Source organism: Streptomyces sp. NPDC059355 (genome assembly GCF_042752335.1).
Classification (GTDB): Bacteria; Actinomycetota; Actinomycetes; order Streptomycetales; family Streptomycetaceae; genus Streptomyces.
In genome coordinates, this window is record NZ_JBHYXN010000023.1 from 1 (window position 1) to 16152 (window position 16152).

Annotated in this window: 12 protein-coding genes; 5 read left to right on the forward strand and 7 right to left on the reverse strand. The window is 73.5% G+C overall.

Annotated features, from left to right (window positions below; genetic code table 11):
- The first annotated feature begins 244 nt into the window (after positions 1-244).
- Positions 245-1441, forward strand: coding sequence for an epoxide hydrolase family protein (locus tag ACFXGI_RS21915; protein ID WP_384709138.1), 1197 nt, complete (start codon positions 245-247; stop codon positions 1439-1441).
- On the opposite strand, the gene ACFXGI_RS21920 is transcribed toward ACFXGI_RS21915, so the two are convergent.
- A complete protein-coding gene (locus ACFXGI_RS21920) occupies positions 1408-2355 on the reverse strand; it encodes a helix-turn-helix domain-containing protein (RefSeq protein WP_384709141.1) in 948 nt (315 codons plus the stop codon). The two genes, ACFXGI_RS21915 and ACFXGI_RS21920, sit on opposite strands and share 34 nt — an antisense overlap.
- A 96-nt stretch (positions 2356-2451) precedes the next feature.
- On the opposite strand from ACFXGI_RS21920, the gene ACFXGI_RS21925 reads away from it, so the two are divergent.
- Complete coding sequence (locus ACFXGI_RS21925; protein ID WP_384709144.1) at positions 2452-3513, forward strand: saccharopine dehydrogenase family protein; 1062 nt, start codon at positions 2452-2454, stop codon at positions 3511-3513.
- Between the two features lie 39 nt (positions 3514-3552).
- Here the strand turns inward: ACFXGI_RS21925 and ACFXGI_RS21930 are convergent, their stop codons facing one another.
- The 3 genes from ACFXGI_RS21930 to ACFXGI_RS21940 form a co-directional block, all read right to left on the reverse strand.
- Entirely contained in the window at positions 3553-4965 is a 1413-nt protein-coding gene (locus ACFXGI_RS21930) for a M1 family metallopeptidase (RefSeq protein WP_384709147.1), read from the reverse strand.
- Between the two features lie 37 nt (positions 4966-5002).
- Entirely contained in the window at positions 5003-8911 is a 3909-nt protein-coding gene (locus ACFXGI_RS21935) for a Pls/PosA family non-ribosomal peptide synthetase (RefSeq protein ID WP_384709150.1), read from the reverse strand.
- 174 nt (positions 8912-9085) lie between these two features.
- Positions 9086-10615: an FAD-dependent monooxygenase gene (locus tag ACFXGI_RS21940; RefSeq protein WP_384709153.1), complete on the reverse strand. Its 1530-nt coding sequence runs from the start codon at positions 10613-10615 to the stop codon at positions 9086-9088.
- 130 nt (positions 10616-10745) lie between these two features.
- Here ACFXGI_RS21940 and ACFXGI_RS21945 point away from each other — a divergent pair, with 130 nt between their 5' ends.
- Positions 10746-12128: a Fic family protein gene (locus tag ACFXGI_RS21945; RefSeq protein WP_384709156.1), complete on the forward strand. Its 1383-nt coding sequence runs from the start codon at positions 10746-10748 to the stop codon at positions 12126-12128.
- 65 nt (positions 12129-12193) lie between these two features.
- Here ACFXGI_RS21945 and ACFXGI_RS21950 read toward each other — a convergent pair whose 3' ends face one another.
- Positions 12194-12796 carry a TetR/AcrR family transcriptional regulator gene (locus ACFXGI_RS21950; RefSeq protein ID WP_384709159.1) on the reverse strand — a complete coding sequence of 201 codons (603 nt, stop codon included), beginning with the start codon at positions 12794-12796 and terminating at the stop codon, positions 12194-12196.
- Between the two features lie 236 nt (positions 12797-13032).
- Between ACFXGI_RS21950 and ACFXGI_RS21955 the strand changes: the two genes are divergently transcribed.
- Both ACFXGI_RS21955 and ACFXGI_RS21960 read left to right on the forward strand, forming a co-directional pair.
- Complete coding sequence (locus tag ACFXGI_RS21955; RefSeq protein ID WP_384709162.1) at positions 13033-13821, forward strand: SDR family oxidoreductase; 789 nt, start codon at positions 13033-13035, stop codon at positions 13819-13821.
- A gap of 132 nt (positions 13822-13953) precedes the next feature.
- Positions 13954-14799, forward strand: a complete 846-nt coding sequence (locus ACFXGI_RS21960) for a DUF3626 domain-containing protein (RefSeq protein WP_384709165.1) — start codon at positions 13954-13956, stop codon at positions 14797-14799.
- 38 nt (positions 14800-14837) lie between these two features.
- On the opposite strand, the gene ACFXGI_RS21965 is transcribed toward ACFXGI_RS21960, so the two are convergent.
- The gene (locus ACFXGI_RS21965; RefSeq protein WP_384709447.1) at positions 14838-15269 is read right to left on the reverse strand and encodes a C40 family peptidase; all 432 of its coding nucleotides are present in this window, start codon (positions 15267-15269) and stop codon (positions 14838-14840) included.
- A 278-nt stretch (positions 15270-15547) separates the two neighbouring features.
- Positions 15548-16144 carry an RNA 2',3'-cyclic phosphodiesterase gene (gene thpR, locus ACFXGI_RS21970; protein ID WP_384709168.1) on the reverse strand — a complete coding sequence of 199 codons (597 nt, stop codon included), beginning with the start codon at positions 16142-16144 and terminating at the stop codon, positions 15548-15550.
- Positions 16145-16152: the final 8 nt, after the last annotated feature.

The following is a 16152-nucleotide window of genomic DNA, read 5'->3' on the forward strand; positions in this document are numbered from 1 at the left end:
GAGCTGGACAAGGCCAAGGCCACCCTCGCCGAGAAGTGGGACAAGGCCCTCTCCTGATGTGGCCCCACCACCCCCCCCCCCCCCCCGGCGGGGCCCCCCGCGGCCGCCCCCACCACCCCCCCCCCGCCCGCGGGCCCCCCCCGCCCGGGGCGTGGCCGCGTCCCGGCGGAGCGCGGACAGACCCGCCGGAACGGGTCGTCGAGCCGCGGCCCGCGCCGAGGGGTGTCCGCCTAGGATGCGCCCCATGCCGGACGCCTCCCCCCGCCCCGAGCCGTTCACCCCCTACACCGACCCCGCGGCGCTCGAAGACCTCCGCGCGCGGCTGCGCGCCACGCGGTGGCCGGACGCACCCGAGGGCGCCGGCTGGTCCCTCGGGACCGACCTCGCCTACCTGCGCGAACTCGTCGCCTACTGGGCGGACGGGTTCGACTGGCCGGCGCAGGAGGAGGCGCTCGCCCGGCTGCCCCGCTTCCGCGTGCCGCTCGGCGGCGGATCCGGGCCAGGGGTCCACTTCGTGCACGCCCGCGCCGTCGCCCCGGCCGGGGCGCCCGTCCTGCCGCTGGTCCTCGGGCACGGCTGGCCGGACTCGTTCTGGCGGTACTCGAAGGTCGTCCCGCTCCTCGCCGACCCCGCGGCGCACGGCGCCGATCCGGCCGACGCGTTCGACGTGGTCGTCCCCGACATGCCGGGCTTCGGGTACTCCGAGCACCCCGGCGGCCCGCCCCTCGACGCCATCGCCGTCGCCGGTCTGTGGGCCGAACTGATGGCGGTGCTCGGGTACGAGCGGTTCGGCGCCGCGGGCGGGGACGTCGGCAGCCACGTGAGCCGCTACCTGGCGCTCGATCACCCCGAACGGGTCGCGGCCGTCCACCGTACGGACGCGGGTCTGCCGCTCTTCACCGGCGATCCGGCGGAACTCGCGCCCGAGGAGCGCTCCTGGCTGGAGGCGACCGCGGCCTGGGGTGCGACCGAGGGCGGGTACGTCGCCATGCAGCGGACGAAACCCCAGACCGCCGCCTTCGGGCTCACCGACTCCCCGGCGGGACTCGCCGCGTGGATCGTGGAGAAGCTCCGGGCGTGGAGCGACTGCGGCGGGGACATCGAGCGGAGCTTCACGAAGGACGAGATCCTCACGAACGTCACGCTCTACTGGCTCACGGGGACGATCGGCCCGTCCATGCGCATGTACCGTGCGAACGCCGCGATCCCGCCCGCCCAGCACGCCCGCCGGGTCGAGGTGCCGTCCGGCTTCTCGATCTTCCGCGGAGACGTGGTCCGCCCGCCGCGGGCGTGGCTGGAGCGCACGGCGAACGTCGTGTACGCGACCGAGCCCCCGCGCGGCGGCCACTTCGCACCGTTCGAGGAGCCCGAACTGTACGCCGAGGAACTCCGGGCGTTCTTCCGCCCCTACCGCGCGGCGGTGCGGAACGTGCGCCGGTAGGCGTCCGGCGGGACGCCGACCGTACGGTTGAAATGACGGCGCAGCGTGGCGTCGGTGCCCATGCCGGTCGCCGTGGCGATCGTGGCGACGGTCTCGTCCGTGGTCTCCAGGAGCTCCTGGGCGCGGTGGATGCGCTGGGTCAGCAGCCAGCGCAGCGGAGTGGTGCCGGTGACGTCGGTGAACACCCGCGCCAGGTGGCGCGAGCTCATGTTCGCCCGCCGGGCCAGGTCCTCGACGGTCAGCGGCCGGTCGAGCCGTTCCATCGTCCAGGCGAGCAGCGCATCCAGGGGGTGGTCGCGCGGTTCGGGCACCGGAGTGGTGACGAACTGGGCCTGGCCCCCGGCCCGGTGCGGCGGGACGACCAGGCGCCGGGCGACCTGGTTGGCCACGGCCGAGCCGTGGTCGAGGCGGACCAGGTGCAGGCACAGGTCCATCGCGGCGGCCTTGCCGGCCGAGGTGAGCACGCTGCCGTCGTCCACGTAGAGCACGTCCGGATCGACTTCCACCCGGGGGTACTTGGCGGCCAGTGCGGCGGCGTGCAGCCAGTGCGTGGTGGCCCGGCGCCCGTCCAGCAGCCCCGCTGCCGCCAGTACGAACGCGCCCGTGCACAAGGAGGCCACGCGGGCGCCCGCCTCGTGCGCGGCGCGCACGGCCTCGACCAGCTCGGCGGGCGGGTCGGCGTCGAGGTCGGCGCAGGCGGGGACGATCACGGTGTCCGCGTGCACCAACCGGTCCAGCCCCGCGTCGGGTTCGACCCGGAAGCGGCCGCCGACGGGCACGGAAGGCGGGCCGCACAGGGCGAACTCGTACCAGGGGTCCGCCAGATCGGAGCGGTCCACCCCGAACACATCGCAGGCCGCGGCGAGTTCGAAGTGGGGGACCCCGGGCGTGACGGCCAGCGCGACAAGGCTCATGTCCGAAAGTGTACGGGGCGTGGCATTACCGCTCCTCGCGGCCGACGGCCGAGGCGGGCACGATGGGCACCAGTGATCGACCGACGGGGGAGCCTCATGGAATCGAATCGAGCGGTGGCGGCGGTAACGGTCTTCGGCGCGTACGGGCACACCGGACGCTTCGTCGTCGCCGAGCTGCTGGACCGGGGGCTGACCCCGGTCCTGTCCGGCCGCGACGCCGGCAAACTCCGCGCGCTGGCCTCGGAGTTCCCCGGACTCGACGTCCGTCCGGCGTCGGCCGACGACCCGGACGCGCTCGACCGCGCACTGGCCGGCGCCGCCGCCGTGATCAACTGCGCCGGCCCCTTCGCGGAGACCGCCGCACCCGTCATCGAGGCGGCGCTGCGCGCACGGATCGCCTATCTCGATGTCGCGGGCGAGGTGGAGGCCGTCGCCGACACCTTCGCCGGCTTCGCGGACCGGGCCCGCGAGGCCGGGGTCGTGGTCGTGCCCGCGATGGCGTTCTTCGGGGGCCTCGGCGACCTGCTCGCCACCGCCGCACTGGGCGAGGCCACCGCGGCCGACGGGATCGACATCGCGTTCGCCCTCAGCAGCTGGCAGCCCACGGGCGGGACCCGCGGGTCCGGCCGGGTATCGCGGAGCAGGCGCGAGGGCCGCCGGCTCGTCTACGCGAACGGCCGGCTGGAGCTCCGTACCGACGCCGCGCCCACCGGGCAGTGGTCCTTCCCCGCTCCGGTCGGGGACCAGGACGTGATCGGAGAGTTCACCACCACGGACAGCGTGACCCTCGCACACCACCTGTCCGCCCCGGACATCCGGACCTTCATGACGACCGAGGCGGTCAAGGACGTCCTGGCCCCGGACACGGCAGCGCCGGAGCCGGTCGACGAGCGGGGCCGGTCCGCGCAGACCTTCCTCGTCGACGTCACCGTCCGCACGGGCTCCACCCGGCGCCGCGCGGTGGCCCGCGGGCAGGACATCTACGCCGTCACCGCGCCCCTCGTCGTCGAAGCGGTCGTCCGGATCCTCGACGGACGGGTCAGGACCGCCGGCCTCGTCGCCGCACCCGGCGAGATCTTCGACGCGCACGCCTTCCTGACCGCGCTGGCCCCGCAGCACATCTCGTACGAGCTGGGCGAGGCCGAGCCGCGCGGCTGACCGGCGCTCCGGCCCGCTCCCCGCCCCTGCCCCCCGCCCTCAGGCGGAGGTCCGGCCCCGGCTCGGCCGGCCGTTCGTGGGCGGGTATCCGGGCTTCGCCGGCGTCGAAGCCGACGGCCGTACGGGCCGGGGGACCGGCAGCGGCGGCAGAGAAGGCTCGTACAGCCAGGCCGAGAACACCTCGTCCACCGGCTCGGCCGCGTACCGGGCCACGTGCGTGGTGAAGGCGGCGGTGCTCACCACGCCGTGGCGGTGCACGGTGGTCCAGTCGCGCAGCATGCGGAAGAACGCGCCGTCGCCCAGGGCGCAGCGGATCGCGTGCACCGCGAGCCCCCCGCGCTGGTACAGGCGGTCGTCGAACATCAGCTTGCGGCCCGGGTCGACCAGCCGCAGGTCCTGCGGCTGCGAGGCCAGCAGCCGGTGCGCGGCGGCCGCCTGCTCGTGCGCGGTGCGGCCGCCGGAGCGCTCCGACCACAGCCACTCGGCGTACTTCGCGAAGCCCTCGTTGAGCCAGATGTGCCGCCAGTCGGCGATGGTCACGCTGTTGCCGAACCACTGGTGCGCGAGCTCGTGGGCGACGAGCCGCTCCGACCCGCGGGCGCCGTCGACGTGGTTGGCGCCGAACAGGGAGAGGCCCTGGGCCTCCACCGGGACGTCCAGTTCCTCGTCGGCGACGACCACCGCGTACTCCGCGAAGGGATAGGGCCCGAACAGGTCCTCGAACAACTGCATCATGGCGGGCTGCCGGGCGAAGTCGCGGGAGAACTGCGGCAGCAGGTGCGCCGGTACGTGGGCGCTCATCGGCACGCCGCCGAGCCCGGGGTCACCGAGCAGCACCGTCTGGTACACGCCGATGGCCAGGCCGACCAGGTAGCTGGAGGTCGGCGCGGGCTGCTCGTACACCCAGGTCGTCGTGGAAGCCCTGGTCGTCCGGGTGAGCAGCCGCCCGCCCGCCACCACCGTGTACGAGGACGGGGTGTTGATCGAGATCTGGTACGAGGCCTTGTCGGCGGGCCGGTCGTTGCACGGGTACCAGGAGGGCGCGCCGACCGGCTGGCTGGCCACCAGCGCTCCGTCGGTCAGTTCCTCCCAGCCGAGCCCGCCCCAGGGGCTGCGGACCGGCTTGGGGTTGCCCGCCCAGTGCACCTCCACCGTGAAGGCCGAGCCGGCGGGCAGCGGCTTGGCCGGGCGGATGCGGAGCTTGCCGCCCCGGTGGGTGTAGTGCGGGACCCGGCCGTTCACCATGACCCGGCCTATTTTGAACTCGGCCAGGTTCAGGTGGAACTCGGTGAGCGGCGCCCGCCCGGCGATCGCGCTGATCCGGGCGGTACCGGCCAGCCGGTTGGGGCCGGGCCGGTACTCCAGAGCGAGTTCGTACCGGTGCACGCGGTAACGGGAGTCTCCGTTGTCGGGGAAGTACGGGTCCGATGCCGCTGTTCTCTGGCCGTTCATAACCGCTTCCGCTCCCTGCGCTGTGCCCGGACCCTTGTCAGGTCCGCCATGCCTCGATCGGGTTGCCCAGCCAACGGGTGTCGGCGGGGACGGATTCCCCGGCCATCACGAGAGAGGCGGGACCCAGCGTGCTGTGGGCCCCGACCGAACTTCCGGGCAGGACGATGCCGCCCGGGCCCAGCGTGGCGCCCTCGCGGAGGACCACAGTATCCGTCCTCAAGATCCGGTCGTGGAAGAGGTGAGTCTGCAACACGCATCCGCGGTTCACGGTGACCCCGTCACCCAGCTCCACCAGGTCCGACTCGGGCAGCCAGTAGCTCTCGCACCACACGCCCCGGCCGATCCGGGCCCCCAGTCCGCGCAGCCACAGGTTCAGCAGCGGGGTACCGGGCACCGATCCGGCCAGCCACGGCACGGCCAGTACCTCGACGAAGGTGTCGGCCAGCTCGTTGCGCCACACGAAACCGCTCCACAGCGGGTGCTCTCCCGCCCGGTGCCGGCCCACCAGCAGCCACTTCGCGACCACCGAGACCGCGCCCGCGGCCGCCCCGGCGGCGAGCAGGACCACCCCCGAGAGCAGCGCGGTGCCCCAGACCCCCGGGCCCGCGCTCGCCGTGGCCAGCGCGCACAGCGCCGCCACCACCAGTACGGCCAGCGCGGCCGAGCAGAAGACCGGCAGGAGCCGGCACAGCTCCACGAGGCCGCGCGCCCACAGCAGGTGCGCGGGCGGATCGTACGTCCGGCTCTGGTCGGAGGTCTCGGTGGAGCGGGGCAGCTTCACCGGCGGCAGGCCCAGGTAGGAGCTGCCCTTCTTGGCCTTCTTCGGGGTCGCCGAGAGGACGCCGACCAGCCCGCCGTCCGGCACGCTGCGGCCGGGCGCGGTCATGCCCGAGTTGCCGAGGAACGCCCGGCGGCCGATCTCGGACTGCCCGATGCGCATCCAGCCGCCGCCCAGCTCGTACGGGGCGGTCAGAGTGTCGTCGGCGAGGAACGCGCCCTCGCCGACGGTGGTCAGGCTCGGCAGCGCGAGCACGGTGGAGACCTCCGCGCCCCGGCCGATCTTCATGCCGAGCAGCCGCAGCCACACCGGGGTGATCAGCCCGGCGTACAGCGGGAAGAGCGTCTCGCGCGACAGGTCCATCAGCTGGGTGACCGTCCAGGCCTGCCAGCCGACCCGGCTGTGCGTCGGATGGATTCCCGTGCGCAGGCCCAGGCTGAGCAGCCGTACGGAGACCAGCAGCAGCGCCGCGTACGTGAACCCGTACGCGAGGGCCCCCGGCACCACGGCGAGCAGGGCCCCGCGCAGCGCCTCGGCCGATCCGGCGCCGGCGGGCACGAACCGGCTCAGCACGAGCAGGGCGGGCACGGTGGCGAGCACCGGCAGCGCGCCCAGGCCCATGCCGGCCGCGCTGTAAGCGGCCCGCCAGAACAGCCCGCGCGGCGGGCGCTGCTCGGGCCAGGTGTGCTTGGCCTTGCCGAGCTTGACGGCCGGGGCGCCGGCCCAGCGCTGGCCGGTGGGGACCGTCCCGACCACGGCCGAGCCGGGGGCCACCTCGGCCCGCTTGCCCACCCGCGCACCGGGGAACAGCATGCTGCGGGTGCCGACCACCGCGCCCGCGCCGACCTTGACCGGGCCGATCACGAGCCGGTCGCCGTCCAGCCAGTGCCCGCAGAGGTCCACCTCGGACTCCACGGCGCAGCCGCGGCCCAGCTTGAGCATGCCCGTCACCGGAGGCAGCGAGTGCAGGTCCACCTCGGGGCCGACCTTGGCACCGAGAGCCCGCGCGTACCGCTCCAGCCAGGAACCGGTGAGCGAGGTCGCGCCGACGTACTCGGCCAGCCGCTCGGCCGTCCACAGCCGCAGGTGCACGCTTCCGCCGCGCGGGTGGCGTCCCGCCTTCACCCCGCGCAGCAGCAGACGCGCGCCGCCGGCCGCGATCGCGAGGCGGCCGGGCGGGCTGAAGAACAGCGCCGCGGCGGGGACGACGGCCCACCACGAGGCGGTCGGCGCCCACGGATAGGCGCCGAACCAGTGCAGCGCGTTGCCGAGCGCCAGCAGGGCCACGCTCCAGCGTAGACCCACCAGGGTGAACAGCGGGAGCAGCAGGAGCGACTGCACCAGCTTGGCCCGCAGCGGCACGGGCGCCACGACACGGGAGGCGTCGTCGTCCCGTACGGACTTCTCCAGCCGCCGGGCCAGCTTGCGCAGGACGGGCTGCTGGTAGATGTCGAGGACGGCCGCGCGCGGGTAGCGGGTGCGCAGACGGGTGGTGAGCTGGGCGGCGGCCAGACTGTTGCCGCCGATCGCGAAGAAGTCGTCGGCGGCGCCGCCGACGGCCACCCCGAGGGTCTCGGTCCACTGCTCGGCGAGCCAGGCCTCGGTGCCATACAGCTGTTCGGTGGGGCCGGTGTTCTCCAGCTCGGGCAGCGGCCAGGGCAGCGCGTCGCGGTCCACCTTGCCGGAGGTGCGGGTCGGCAGCTCGTCGACCGGCGCGAGCAGCGGTACGAGGGCCGCCGGCAGCTCGGCGCGCAGGCGCTCCACCGCCGCCGCGTGGTCCCAGCCCTCCTGGGCGACCAGGTAGCCCACGAGCAGCTGGTTGCCGCTGCGCGCCGTGCGGACGGCCGCGGCCGCGCCGGCGACGCCGGGCAGGGCCTGGAGCGCCGCGTCCACCTCGCCCAGCTCGATCCGGCGGCCGCCGAGCTTGATCTGCTCGTCGCCGCGGCCGAGGAAGATCAGGCCTTCGGGTTCCGCGCGGACGAGGTCGCCGCTGCGGTAGGCGCGCTCCCAGCCGAGGGACTCCAGCGGGGCGTACTTCTCGGCGTCCTTCTCGGCGTCGAGGTAGCGGGCCAGGCCGACGCCGCCGATCACGAGCTGGCCGCTGCCGCCCATGGGGACCGGTTCGCCGGACTCGTCGACCACGGCCAGCTCCCAGCCGTTCAGCGGGAGGCCGATCCGGATCGGCTCCTCGCCGGTCAGGAGCGAGGCGCAGGCGACGACGGTGGCCTCGGTGGGCCCGTACGTGTTCCAGACCTCGCGGCCCTCGGTGACCAGGCGCTGGGTCAGCTCGGGCGGGCAGGCCTCGCCGCCGAAGATCAGCAGCCGGACCTCGTCGAGGGTCTCCGGCTCCCAGAGCGCGGCCAGGGTCGGCACCGTGGACACCACGGTGATCTCCTGCTCCACCAGCCAGGGGCCGAGGTCGGCGCCGCTGCGGACCTGGGCGCGGGGGACCGGCACGAGGCAGGCGCCGTGGCGCCAGGCCAGCCACATCTCCTCGCAGGAGGCGTCGAAGGCGACGGACAGGCCGGCCATGACCCGGTCGCCGGGGCCGACGGGCTCCTCGGCGAGGAACAGTGCGGCCTCGGCGTCCACGAACGCGGCGGCGCTGCGGTGGCTGACGGCGACGCCCTTGGGCTTGCCGGTGGAGCCGGAGGTGAAGATGATCCACGCGTCGTGCTCGGGCCCTGGGCGTGCGGCGGACACGGGAACGTCCGGCAGGCCGGTGACCTCGATGCGCTGTCCGCCGCCCAGCACGGCCCGTACGCCTGCCTCGCCGAAGACCAGCTCGGCCCGCTCGTCGGGGTCCTCGGCGTCGACGGGCACGTAGGCGGCACCCGCGGCGAGTACGGCGAGAATGGCCACATACAGTTCATTGGTCCCGGACGGCACGCGGACGCCCACCCGGTCGCCGAGACCCACACCGGCCTCCGCGAGCGCGCGCCGACGGCGTTCGACCTCGGCGGCCAGCGCCCGGTAGGTCAGCTGGGCGGAGCCGTCGTCGAGGGCGGGCTCGTCGGGGTACGCCCGTACGGAGGCCTCGAAGACGTCGACGAGGGTGCGCGTGGGGGCGGCGGGCCCGGCGGAGAACCGGGCGGACTTGCCGGACTCCTCGTGCGCGTCCTGGTCGTCGAGCAAGGTCAGGTCACCGTGCTCAGGTGTGGCTGCCATCGGCCCTCACGTCTCGCTCCCGGGGGGACATCCGGGTCGCCGGCGGAGCCCAGGTCTGCCCGGGTTGTTCCGGTCCGGCGTCGAACAACCGGCCATTCTACTGCGGCATCAAGAGTTTTCCCGCTGAAGGCTTGGCCCGTGGCGGAGAAGGAGCGGTCCGGCCGGGCCCTCTGATCATTGCATTCCGTGCCGGAGGGCGCCGATGTGGCCGTCGGGGCGGATGAGCAGCGCTCCGTGCGGGCCGAGGCCGCAGAGGTCGGCGTGCTCCGCGGGCAGGGGCTCGATGCGCAGCGGCCACGGCGCGGCGGTCTCGTGCTTCCAGCGGGCGGGGTCCGGCGTCAGCAGGGTGAACCATTCGCCGCAGGCGTCGAGCGTGGAGCGGCCGTCCGCGAGCCAGAGGTGCGGCATGCGATGGCCGGGCCGTGGGGTGGGGACGTAATCGGTGTCCGCATCCGCATCCGCATCCGCATCCGTGTCCGTGTCGGTACTGCAATCGCCGTCGAGGACGGCGGCGGAGCGGTAGGCGGTGCCGAGTACGAGGCCCAGTTGCGCGAAGTACCGCTCCGACCAGGGAAGTTCGATCCGGCTCTGTGCCGGTGCGCCGCCGCGGAGCTGGTCGCGGCGCCGTTCCTGGACCTGAACCATGAGCTGGGCGTTGGCCACCGCCTGGCGCAGCGTCCGGTGGGCTACGGGCACCCGTTCGGCCGCGTACGTGTCCAGGAGGCCCGGCCCGGCCCACCCGCGCAGTACGCCCGCCAGCTTCCAGCAGAGATTGTGAGCGTCGGCGATTCCGGTGTTCATGCCCAGGCCGCCGATCGGCGGGATCGCGTGTGCGGCGTCGCCGGCCAGCAGGATCCGGCCGTGCCGGAAGCGCTCGGCGACGAAGGCGTGCATCACCCAGTGCTGTACCCGCCGTACGTCGGCCCGTACGTCCGCGCCGGGGCCGAGAGCGTGCGTGACGAGGCCGGACCAGTCGGTGCGGGGGCCGTCCCCCGGTGTGGGACCGAACCAGAGCCAGCCCCCTTCGGGGTGGACCGGCCCGAACAGTCCGTGAGCGGTGAAGTAGACCCCTGCGGGCTGACGGGCGCTCCAGCGCCCGAGGTCGGCGTCGAAGACGACCGTGGTGAAATCGCCCATCGCGCCGGGGCCGGTGGTGTCGATGCCGAGGCGCTCCCGGACGGTGGAATGCGCGCCGTCGGCGGCGATCACGTAGCGGGCCCGGACGCGCGTCCGCGCACCGCTTCGGCGGTCGAGGAGCACGCCCACGACTCCGTCGGGTTCCTCGGCCAGGCCGGTGAGCTCCACCCCGAACCGCAACGGCGTGTCGGCGGCGCGGAGGAGGGCGGGTTCGAGGCGGTCCTGCGAGGTGAGCACGCCGGTCTCGGGGCTCTCGGGTACCGGCGCTTCGACGCCGACCATCGCCGCCGAGGCGAAGTCCTGGTCGTAGAGATTGTCGCGGAAGCGGGCGCGGCCGTACTCGGGCGCGAACGCGGCGGCCGTGATCCGGGCGGCCAGCCCCAGTTGGCGGAAGATCTCCATCGAGCGCACGTTGACCAGCCGGGACCGCGGGAACGGCGAAAGCCCGACGTGCTTCTCGACCAGGAGCGTCGACACGCCCCAGCGGGCCAGCAGCGCCCGGGCGGTGAGCCCGACCGGCCCGCCCCCGACGATCAGCACCGCGACCTCGGCATCTGCTCCGGACAAGCCTCGCTCCTCACGCTCACCGCGGGTGGGTCGACCGCCGAGTCCACAGTAGGGCGCCGGGGCCCCACGGCCCGGGCGGCATGCGGAAAACCGGTTGAACGTACACCGGGTGGGCCCGGAAGCTGACGCGATGATTTCCGATCTGTCCCCCGGCGGCCTGAGCTGGGACGAGGTGGATCCCGCTCGTCATCCCTTCGACAGCGGGACGGCAGCGCAGGTGGTCCGCTCGCTCGGACCGGCCCTTCGCGTGCCACGCCGCCCCGACGTCCTTTTCGCGAACCCGGAGATGCGCGCGTGGAGCCGGGCCGAGGCCAGGTCCTGGGCCGATGCCATGTCGCACGCCCTCGTGGAGCGGTACGGCCGCTGGGCCGTGGGCTGGCGCTGGGCGCACGACGAAGGGGACTTCGACGGGGGGCCGGTCGGACACTGGTGCTGTCCTCAGCACTCGATCACCACTCCCGAGGAGACGCTCGACCGCGTCGTCGCGGCGCTGTGCGAGTGGCGAGAGTGGGTGGAGAGCCTCGCGGGATGGTTCGAGGCGTACCCGCTGGAGATGGCCGAGGTCGAGGAGCAGCGGATCCTGTGGGACCGCGCCGCTCGCAACGTCATCCTGCAGGTGACCGACCGCACCGGCTGCGGCAGCGGCTGGTACGGGCATTGCCACCAAGTGCTCACCTGGTTCCTCAGCCATGGGGGAGTCTCCCCGGACGTCGCGCGCGATCTGGTCGCCGCGGCGATCGGCGGGCGGTTCCGGAGCTGGACCGGCCCCGACCCGGTGCTGGTCGACGAAGTCGCGGAGCGGCTCGCACTGTCGCTGCGGCCGCGCGACGCCCGCGTACGGTCCGCCGGGCCCGCGCCGGACCACTTGGAGCGCTGGCTGGTGGTACGGGAGGCCGTGCCGTGGCCGGACGGCCGGGACGGCGGGGCGGAGGCACCGGTGACCCCGTCGTGCGACGGCGCGGAGCAGGACATCCGGCTTTTCGACGGCGCCGTGGACCCCGCCCGGGCCGAGGGTCTGCTCGCCGCCCTGGAGCTGGCGCGGGCCGATGCAGAGCGGGGCGCCCCGCTCGACTTCGACCTGCTCGGCGGCTGGCAGCAGTACGTCCTCGGCACGCCGCTGCCGCCGCGGTTCCGCACCCTGCCGGCCTTCGCCAAGGGTGGCCGGGAACGCTACGGGATCAGCCCGGACACCCGTGCCCGCCTCGATGCGTGCCTCGCGGAGAGCGCGAAGGCGGACACGCGGCCCGGGCGACCGCTCCCGCTCACCGCCCGCGCCGCGCGCGCCTACCTCGACGTCTGCTTCTTCCACCCGTTCGACGACGGAAACGCCCGATCCGCCTTCCTCGCCCTGGTGTTCGTCCTGGCCCGCGAAGGCGTCGCACTCGACGGGGTCGGCCTCATCCGCCGCATCACCTGCCGGGCCGACGACCCCCAGGACGCGGTGTCCCTCGCCCGGTCCATCGGCTTCCACCTCGAAGACACCCGCCGCGCGGCCGCCTCCCGCACCTCCTGACCGGCCGGGCTCAGGCTCCAGCCCGGACCCGGACCCGGACCCGAGACCTGAGCGCCGCCTGCCCGCTACAGCTCGTCGAGCCGGAGGAACGTGAGGGCCCGGCGGGTGAGGGCGAGGAGGTCCTCGGGTTCGTCCTGGGCGGCCCAGTGCTCCACGGCCGCGGTGAACGCGTCGAGCACGGCGCCCGCCAACAGCCGTACCTCCAGGCTGCCGGCCGGTCTGCCGGTCCGGGCGGCGAGCACCGGCAGCAGCCGCTCCCGCATCTCCTGTACGGCCGCCAGCCAGCGCGACCGGAGCGCCGGGACACCGCCCATGAGGCGGACCAGGGCGCGGCCGGGCTCCGCGTCCGCGAGTCGCCGCTCGGACATCGGCGTCGTGAACACCCCCTCCACGGCGGCGATCAGCGGTTCGTCGGCCGGCTGCGCCGCCAGGGCGTCGACCAGCTGGCCGACGCCGGACGTGACGAGGGGGGTGAGCGCGTCCTCCTTTGAGGAGCAGTAGCGGTAGAAAGTGCGCAGTGAGACGCCGGCCGCCGCCGCGATGTCCTCGACCGTCGTCGCCTCGTACCCGCGCTCGGCGAAGAGCGCCGCCGCGGTCTCCGCGATCTCGACGCGGGTCTCCCGCCGCCGACGCTCGGTCAGAGGCGGCCGGCCTCGTTCTGCCGCCATCCCGCCGTCCCCCTCCTCATCCGAGCCGGTCCCGCCTGTTCACAGGCGTGCGTTCGTAGGGGCCCATGCTGCCTGGCCGGGGCCGCGCGGCCAACTGCGGCATCCAGTGCGGCACGAACTCGCCACTTGGCACGACGTGCCAATAAATGTACGTTGATCACATCGCGCACGTCGCGGCTCCCCGGCTCCCCGGATCACGCAACGCGGACGAGCGATACGAGCCAAGGAGAGTGCCCATGCCCCCTGCCCGGCCCCGCACCTACCTCGTCACCGGAGCCGCCTCCGGCATCGGCGAAGCCACCACCGCCCGCCTCCGCGCCCAGGGCCACACCGTGCTCGGCGCCGACCTCGCCGGCTCGGACATCGACGCGGACCTGTCCACGCCCGAGGGGCGTACACGGCTCGTGGACCGGGCCCGGGAGCTGAGCGGCGGCCGCCTCGACGCCGTCATCGCCTCTGCCGGTCTCCACCTCTACGACCCGCGGACCGTCCAGGTCAACTACTTCGGCGCGGTCGCCACGTTGGAGGGGCTGCGCCCCCTGCTCGCCGCCGGCGGCGACCCGCGCGCCGTCGTCGTCTCGTCGCTCACCGCGATCCACCCCCACGACCCGGCCATCGCCGACGCCGCGCTCGCCGGCGACGAGAGCGCCGCCATCGCCGCCGCGGAAGCCGCCGTTCAGCGCGGCGAGGGCCACGCCGTCTACGGCTCCTCCAAGAACGCCCTCGCCCGCTGGGTCCGCCGCACCGCCGCCACCGCCGCATGGGCGGGCGCCGGCATCCCGCTCAACGCCGTCGCCCCCGGTACCGTCCTCACCCCCATGACCGAGCCCATGCTCGCCACGCCGGGCGTACGGGAGGCCGTCGACTCGGTCATTCCGATGCCCCTGAACGGCCACGCCGCCGCCGAACAGGTCGCCCCGCTCCTCGACTTCCTGACCTCGCCCGAGAACACCCACGTGACCGGTCAGATCGTCTTCATCGACGGCGGCGCCGACGCCACGCTGCGGGGCGAGGGGGCATGGTGACCCGTATGCTGCCGCCCTCCGCCATCGAGGACGGCGCCGGCCCCGAAATCCCGGGACCTCGCACCCGAGCGCAGCGGCTCCCCGGGGGAAAATGACGCGCACCGGGTGATCGGCTCGGGAAACACTGTCCGCATGAGCTTCGAAACCGTTCGGACGCCGCAGGACCGCGCCCTCCGCCATGTCGCGGAGTTGTCGTCGGGCCCTCCGGTCGATCCGGAGCTGAGGGTGACCCTCAACTTCCACCCCGACCGTGTGGCACACGGCCGGGCGATGCTTGCCTCTCTGGTCGACGACGCCGTCTACCACTCGCAGTTCGTCACCGGAACGAGCAACGGAGGGCTCACGGCTCATCCCGGCGGAGACCGGTGGCGCTGGGAGAGCAGGATCTTCAACGGAGCCTACGACGAGGCGCCGGCTCAAGACCGTCCCGCCTACGGGGCGTTGAACTTCCGCGACGAGGCGGTCGGGGCGGCTCCGCGTTTCGGTTCGGCCCATTTCCGGCTCACTGCCGAAACACTGAACCGGACCACGTTCTGCTACCCCGACAGCTTCCTCGAACCGTCGGACTTCGGAGTCGCCGACCGCATGCGGCTGATCGAGCTCGCCCGGGCCGACGACCAGGACGCACTCGACGGCTACATCGAGGCGCAGGTCCACGGGCAGGTCCGGCTGGACCGCGACGTGGAGGCGTTGGTCCTGGACCCCTCTTTCCAGGACACTCCCGTCGAGGAGGCCGCCCGGCGTCTCGGCTGCCCCCTGGAATGGCACGCCGGCTTCCGGCTCACGGTGGACGAACTCGCCCGCCACCCCGGCTATCGCGGCCGGGAGTACGTCGAGTTGGGCACGCGGATCGCGCTCGACGGTGTCCTCGACCCCCGCATCCTCGGTGACGCCGCTCGGGAGGGCGACCACGACCCGCAAGCCATCAAGAGGGTGTGGCACTGCCTCGCGCGTTTCGGAGCGCCCCGGGGCCGATAGGGGGTGTCTCGGGCCCGCCGCGGGCCCGTGGCTGCCGCTCACGTGGCCCGGGCATAGCGGACGTTTCCGCTCCAGATGCGCTCGAGCCGTACGCGCGTGCCCGGCCGCGGGGCGTGCCAGATCTTGTCGTGACCGGCGTAGATTCCCACATGTCCTATGGTCGCACCCGCGGGGAAGAATACGAGATCGCCCGGTACGCGCTGAACCCGGCCGATGTGACGGGTGTGTTCGTACTGCTCGTCAGCGGTGCGGGGAAGCACCCGGCCGGCCTTTCGGAAGGCGTAGAGCGTGAGGCCCGAGCAATCGAATTCCCGCGGCCCCGCCGCTCCGTACACGTAGGGTGCCCCCCGCTTGGATGCGGCGATTTCGACGGCCTTGGCGCCGTACGGTGAGGCCGCCTGGGCCTCGGCCGCGGGGCCGGTGAAGCTGGCCAGGGAGATTATGACGGAAAACGTGAGAACTGAGGCGATACGGCGGGTCGTCAAGCGGTCGATGGAGCGTTTTCGGTTGTCCGTGCTGATACGGCTCAATCGTGATACCTCCGCATTGCGTTGCTGAAACAGTCCCGGTTGAGGCTGCGTCGGTGACATTGCGTATTGGCTCTCGACGGCGGACCAGTTTTGTCCGATCGGCGCGAAATTGCCGTCATCGGACACGGCTTTAAGGATCTCGGTTAAGTAAAATCGTCCGTGTTCATACTCATTGATTATTTTCCGGAACGGCGGGCGGGCGAGTACTCCATACGGGTTCAGCGCGAGCCGGTGAATTGCCAGGACCGGATGTCGCGGTAATGGATCGGGCCGGGGCCGCGGCCTATGTTGCTGCCGACCAGGTGGAGGCGTTCGGCAGGCCAGGTGAGGCCGGCGAACCCGGTGAGCGTGGCGGCGACCTCCGACGTGCTGGACGGGTCGCTGCGGCGGGCGCGGGCCAACGTCAAGTGCGGTCGCAGCGGCCGGTCTTCGAAGGGGATGCCGCATTCCCTGACGACGGTGCGGACCTGCGAAGTGAGCAGGTGCAGCCCGTCGATCTCCCCGTCGATCCCGCTCCACAGGACCCGTTGGTCGAAGTGGCCGCTGCCGCGCAGTGCCAGTTCCAGCGGCCGGTGGGCCGCGGCGAGGGCGGCGAGCGGCGGCTGCAGGAGCGGGACCGCGGCGACCGGCAGTTCGCCGAGGAAGGCCAGGGTGATGTGCCAGTCCTCGATGCGGTTCCAGCGCATGCCGGGGTACGCGCGGTAGGCGGGCCGCAGTTCCCCCGCCAGTTCCTCCTTGGCCTCGTCGGGCGGGGCGAGGGCGATGAACACGCGGACGGTCGGGGCCGGGGACGGGGGCTGGATCTGATCGTTCACGAGGGACT